General features: G+C 63.9%; 4 protein-coding genes. All 4 read right to left on the reverse strand.

Going from position 1 to position 5,510, the window contains the following annotated elements; all coding sequences use genetic code 11:
* Nucleotides 1–211: 211 nt before the first annotated feature.
* Entirely contained in the window at nucleotides 212–2,959 is a 2,748-nt protein-coding gene (locus EN939_RS19185) for a DUF2339 domain-containing protein (protein ID WP_127269262.1), read from the reverse strand.
* A 112-nt stretch (nucleotides 2,960–3,071) separates the two neighbouring features.
* Nucleotides 3,072–3,590: a PaaI family thioesterase gene (locus EN939_RS19190; protein ID WP_027162667.1), complete on the reverse strand. Its 519-nt coding sequence runs from the start codon at nucleotides 3,588–3,590 to the stop codon at nucleotides 3,072–3,074.
* On the reverse strand, nucleotides 3,587–4,363 hold the full coding sequence (gene recO / locus EN939_RS19195) for a DNA repair protein RecO (RefSeq protein ID WP_127269263.1): 777 nt from the start codon (nucleotides 4,361–4,363) through the stop codon (nucleotides 3,587–3,589). The genes EN939_RS19190 and recO overlap by 4 nt, the downstream gene beginning before the upstream one ends.
* 132 nt (nucleotides 4,364–4,495) lie before the next feature.
* Nucleotides 4,496–5,510: porin (locus EN939_RS19200; protein WP_164751074.1), on the reverse strand; the 1,015-nt coding region annotated here is incomplete at its 5' end.

Below are 5,510 nucleotides of genomic sequence, written 5' to 3' on the forward strand. Positions count from 1 at the left end.
GTATTTCGCCAAGGATTGCTGCCTTCTTTTCGTCCATGACCGCTGGTTTCGAGGTCGCCCTTATTGATCCCAATTGAACGCGCCTTCCGGGCACGGCGCAAGCGGCCAGCGCGAAGCGGTCTCCCGCCCCGGTCACCCAAGCAATGCAATAACGCTGGCTAGTGCCGATTTATTCCCGGTCGGGGTGAAATCTTATTGTTCTTGCTTGCCTTTATCCGTTTTCCCGCGCCGCCCGCGTCAAAAGCCGCTGATAAAACAGGCCGATGCCGATCAGCACGGCGCCAAGGCCGATGAACGACAACGCCCTCAGCACACCTTCCAGCTCCGACATGTCGAAGATGAAGACCTTCAGCACGGCGATCGCGATCAGCGCGGCCGAGGCGACGCGCAGCACCTGCGATTTCAACCAGACACCGGCTGTGAGGAGCGCAACGCCAATCACCAGCCAAAGCGCCGAGTAGGTATAGGTTTCCAACTGGCCGAGGCCGCTCCACAAGCCGATGAACTCGCCCTTGAACAGGCGCCTCACCGACAGCGTGGCATAGGCGAAGGCAAGCACGGCAGCCACCACGGCCAGCATCTGCGCATACCATTTCGGCCGCTTGTCCCTGGCGTAGAGCGCCAGTCCCCCGGCGGCGACCGCAGGCAGGAGATAGGCGAGGAACAACAGGTTGAACACCGGGATCCGGCCTGTCGATTCGTCTGACAACAGCGGATTCAGCACGACGAAGTGCCTGACAACGATGAAGGCGACCGAGGCCACACCGGCGGCCATCGAACCATAGCGCAGCACCGAGCTTGGCGAGCGCATGTCGATGGCGACCAGGATGGCGCCGGCGCCGATGGCGATCAGGGTGTAGATCGACTGTTCGGCGAGCGTCATGGCACCCGTGTCGATGACGCCGCCGTGCATGGCGTGGCGCACCAGCATAGCGAGCGTGAGCAGCGCAAACAGCGCCGCAGCCGCCTCCATGGCAAGGCGCGGCCGGCCATTCGTGGTGCGCGCAAGCTGCCAGGCGGCAAAGCCGAAGGCCAGTGCCGGCACGCCGTAGCCTGGCAGCAGCCAGTTGAACACCGGCGTCGTCGACAGGAACCCGGCACCGACGATGGTCGGGTCGAAAGCGACGCGGCCAAGCACCGCGATCACCGCGCCGACCGAAATCCAGCCGAGCACCGGATAGGCGCGCCAGCGCGTAGTCAGCGCCGGCACGATGGCCGCCGCACCGAGCAGGATGGTGGTCCAGCCGGAATCGAAAGCCATATGCATGAGCAGGAGCCCGGCGATGGCCGCGCCGCCCAGGGCAAACGACACCGCGACACCGCCCTTGAGCGGCGGCTCCTCGGCCCGCGCGATCCACTCGCCGCCGGCGGCGAAAATGACGACCAGCAGTGCCGCTGCGGCAGCGTAGACAAGGTCACGGTCGAGATTGCCGAAGGTGAACCAGAGTGCCAGCAGGATGACCAGCGGGACAATGACGCCCCACGCTGCCCATGAGGCCGCGCGGATCTGCGTGCCGGCGGCGAACCGGCGCGCGGCCCAGAAGCCGGCGCCGATGAAGACCAGGCCGAGTACGATGCCGATGCGCAAGGTCAGCGCGTTGGACGTGGCCACCGGCAGTCCGTCGACGCCCAAGGCGCCGCTGGAAAAATCGGAAGCGATCGAGGTTGGCGGGATGATGCCGAGATAGATCAGCACCGTGACCAGTCCCGCGGCATAGAGGAGCGGCAGCGCCAGCGGACGATAAAGCGCGACCCCCACCATCGCGGCGATCACCACCGCGCCCGGCAAGGCGTAGCCGGCGGCAGCGAAGGCCGGGTCGACCGACAGGCCCAGCGCCGAGAATGCGACGAACAGGCCAGGCACGATGGACGGCCAGTCGAAAGCCCTGGCTGGTCCAGGTTCGTCGTCACGGCGAGCGAGCCAGACAAGGGCGAGCACGGCCAGCGTGACGGCGTCGATGAACAGGATGGCAGAGAGGTTCGCCCCTGGCGCATCGGTCATATAGAGGATGGTCCAGACACCGGCGCCGAAAAAGGCGGCCGCCATCAGTAATTTCCAATCGCGCATGCGGGCGATGACGCCGGTGACGGCAAGCACGATCGCGAGATAGCCGAAAAGCGCCCAGGGATTGGGTGCCTGCGAGGCGACCAGCACCGGCGTCACCATGGCGCCTACCAGGCCGATGCCGGCCAGCGCCTGACCATGGACCAGGGCGGCCGCGATCGTTGCCACGCCGATGACGCCGAGCAGCGTGAAGGCGAGTGCCGGGCCGATGAAGCCGTAAATGCCATGCGCGGCATAGACGGTGCCGAACAGGATGAAGGCACCGGCAGCAGTCAGGATCGCTGGAATATAAGCGCCAGCGGCCCCTTGCACCGGCACCTTGAAGCCGGTGCGGCGGATGAACTCGCCGCCGGCCACCAGCACCAGGCCGAGCACGCCGGCCATGGTCAGCCGCACGCCGGGACCGAAAATACCTGCCTCGATGGTGTAGCGGATCAGGAACAGGCCGCCCAGCGCCAGCGCGATGCCACCGACCCAGACCGCCCAGCGGGTGCCGAGCGCGGTTTCGACATCGGATTGGCGGGCGGCTTTCGCCGCTCCGGGAAGCTCCGCAGGTTCCACTGCCTTCGGTGCCGGTTCTGGAGCGGTCCACGGGCCGGAGACGATCTCGCCGGTCGAGTCTTCCGTGTCCGTGGCTGGCGCCGGGACGGTGACCGCTGCGCTTACCTCCGGCGGAACGATATCGGTCGCAGCCGCTGCGTCCGGAGCCATGTCGGCGGGCGCGTTGTCGTCCACCTGTTCGGAGGACTTGGCCGCAGGCGGCACGGCACCGGAAAGGACCAGGCTGCGCAGCGCGCCTAGTTCACGCTCGACAAGGCCGATGCGGCTCTGCTGGCGCGAAATGATGACGAACAAGGCGATGATGGCGACAAGGCCGATCAGGCTTTCAAACATGGCGGTTCCCCCAAACCAGGCCAGTTTTCACTGACATTCGTCTTACTGACATTCAAATGCGGCGGCCAAACGGCCAGAAAATCCAAGCTCGGAAAACTCAATGCGCCGCCAGTCAACGCGCCGCCAGATTGGCGGCCGGAAAGATCGAGCATGTTTCGGTGCCGAAAGCCAGCAGCTTGCCGCCGGCATCCTTCAGCGTCGCTTCCGACACCGCCAACGTGCGGCCCTTGTGAACAACCCTGCCCTCGCACACCACCTCGCCGGTCTTCGGCGTGATGGGACGCGTCAAATTCACCTTGAACTCCGCCGTGGTATAGGCCTCGCCCTTTTCGAGCAGCGTCTGCACGGCACAGGCCAGCGCCGAATCGAGCAGCGTCGCCGCCCAGCCGCCATGCACGCTGCCCAGCGGATTGAGATGGCGCTCGCTCGGCATGCCACGAAAGACAGCGCGCCCTTCCGAGACTTCGGTGAGAGTGAAATTCAGCTGGAAGGAAATCGGCGGCGCCGGATACTTGCCGTCGACGATGCGCTGCAGCAATTCCAAACCGGTGTATTTCAGGATGTCGGCGTGCGGAATGGTGCCGAGGCCGAGCGGTGAGACCCGGCCAGGATAAAGTTCGACCTCGCTCATGTGATGATTTCTCTGGCTGCGTCTTCGCCAGCTATGGCCTTGCCGCGCGCGTGATGTTTGCGCAAGGCGGCGAGGAAGCCGGTACGAGCGTCCGGCGGCTCGATGCCGCGCGGCTCATAGACGTGGCGGTTGAAGAAGAAGCCGGTGAGCCGGAAGGCGTCGTCGACATCAGCCGCATCGGCGCGCAGGCCGGAGCCGCGCTGCAGGAAGGCCGGCAGAGCCAGCATCTTGTCGCGCCACGGCAAACCGGCTTCGCGCGATACCGCACGTCCCGACTTCGGTGAGACATAGGCCAGGTCCTGTCGCGTGCCGGTGGCGGCGCATTGGCTGAGATCGAGGCCGAAGCCGAGTTCGTCCAGCACCAGAAGCTCGAAGCGCGCCACCAGTTCGCCGGCAACGTCGGCGTCGTCGAGATGGACGATCATCACGGCAAGCGTTTCGTAGAGACCTTCATGCGCGTCGCGCTCGGGCAGCAGGCGCAGATGCGCGGCCATGGTCTGCAATCCGTAGACGGCAAAGGCGCTGTCCATCAACCGGGCCGCGTTCATCTCGATCGCCTCGGCCTGGAACGTGCCGAGGTGCTCGTCAAGGCGCGCTCGCCACAACAGGTCGACACGGTTGCCGGGCTGGAGCACAGGCTGCTGCTTGCGCGAACGGCCGCCACGAACAAGGCCGAGATGACGGCCATGCGCTCGCGTCAACACCTCGAGAATGGCGCTGGTTTCGCCATGCTTGCGGGTGCCGAGAATGATTCCCTCGTCGCGCCATTCCATTTCAGGAGCTTTTCACCGATCGGGTGGCGAAATCAAGGTATGGGCTTGGCCCCCGGGTAACTCTCATGCCAATGCATAAAAAACCGCCCGCAGCGATGTGCTGCGGGCGGGCTGGTGGGGTCAGTCGATCCGTTAGAAATTGCGCTGGAAGCGAACGATGCCGCCGACGCTGCTCTTCTTGTCGGCCTTCGTCCAGTTGTTGAAGTCCAAGTCGTCGAATTTTCCTGCATTGAGGTAATCGACTTCAGTCGTGATCGTAAAGCCGGGCACAATGGTATAGGCCACGTTGGCCGCGACGCCGAGGTTCTTCCAGTCGTCATAGGAGACCTGGGCGTTGAACGAGGTCTTGTCGTTGAACTTGTAGGTGCCGCCGCCCCAGATCGCCCAGTTTCCGCCCCATGGCTTGTATTGGGTACGGCCTGTGCCGAAGTCGTTGATGTTGTCGTTGGTGCCGTAGCCGCCCATGACGAACAGCGTCAGTTCCTTGCTGACGTTGACGTCCAAACGGACCTTGCCGGACACTTCCTCATAATTGCTGTCATAGGCCACGACGCCGGTGATCGCACCCCAGTCGCCCTTGTACTTCAAACCGCCGACGACATGCGGAACATAGCTGTCGATCGTGTTGACGCCGGTGCCTTCTTCGAGCGAGACCACGCCCGTGAAGCCGCTGCCTGCGTCGAAGTAGTAGCTGATGAGATTGGTATCCTTGACACCATACGGGATGAGCGTGTCCTGGATGACGTTGCCGGCATAACCGATGAACTGATCGTATACCGTTTCATCCTTACCGACGCGCAGGCCACCGAGCTGGATCCAGGCGAAATTGAGGCTGGTGGCCTTGTTGCCGGCCTGCCAGCCAGAGCCACTAGTCTCATAGTTGCCGCTGCTGTTGCCGAATTGAAAGCGAGTCTCGGTAAAGGTCTTCAACGTGCCGAGCTCGGTTTCCTGGCCGGTATAAGTCCTCAGCGTGAAACGCATGTTCTTATACCAGGTATCGTTGCTGTCGCCGTCCTCGGTATCCGGAACGTTATTGGCGCCATCCAGCGCGCCGGAATCGCCAGCGCCCATGTCATAGCGCAGATAGCCGCCGATGCGCAGGCAGGTCTCGGTGCCCGGAATGTAGAAGTAACCGGCGCCGTAGACG

The organism is Mesorhizobium sp. M7A.F.Ca.CA.002.05.1.1 (assembly GCF_003998335.1).
Lineage (GTDB): Bacteria > Pseudomonadota > Alphaproteobacteria > Rhizobiales > Rhizobiaceae > Mesorhizobium.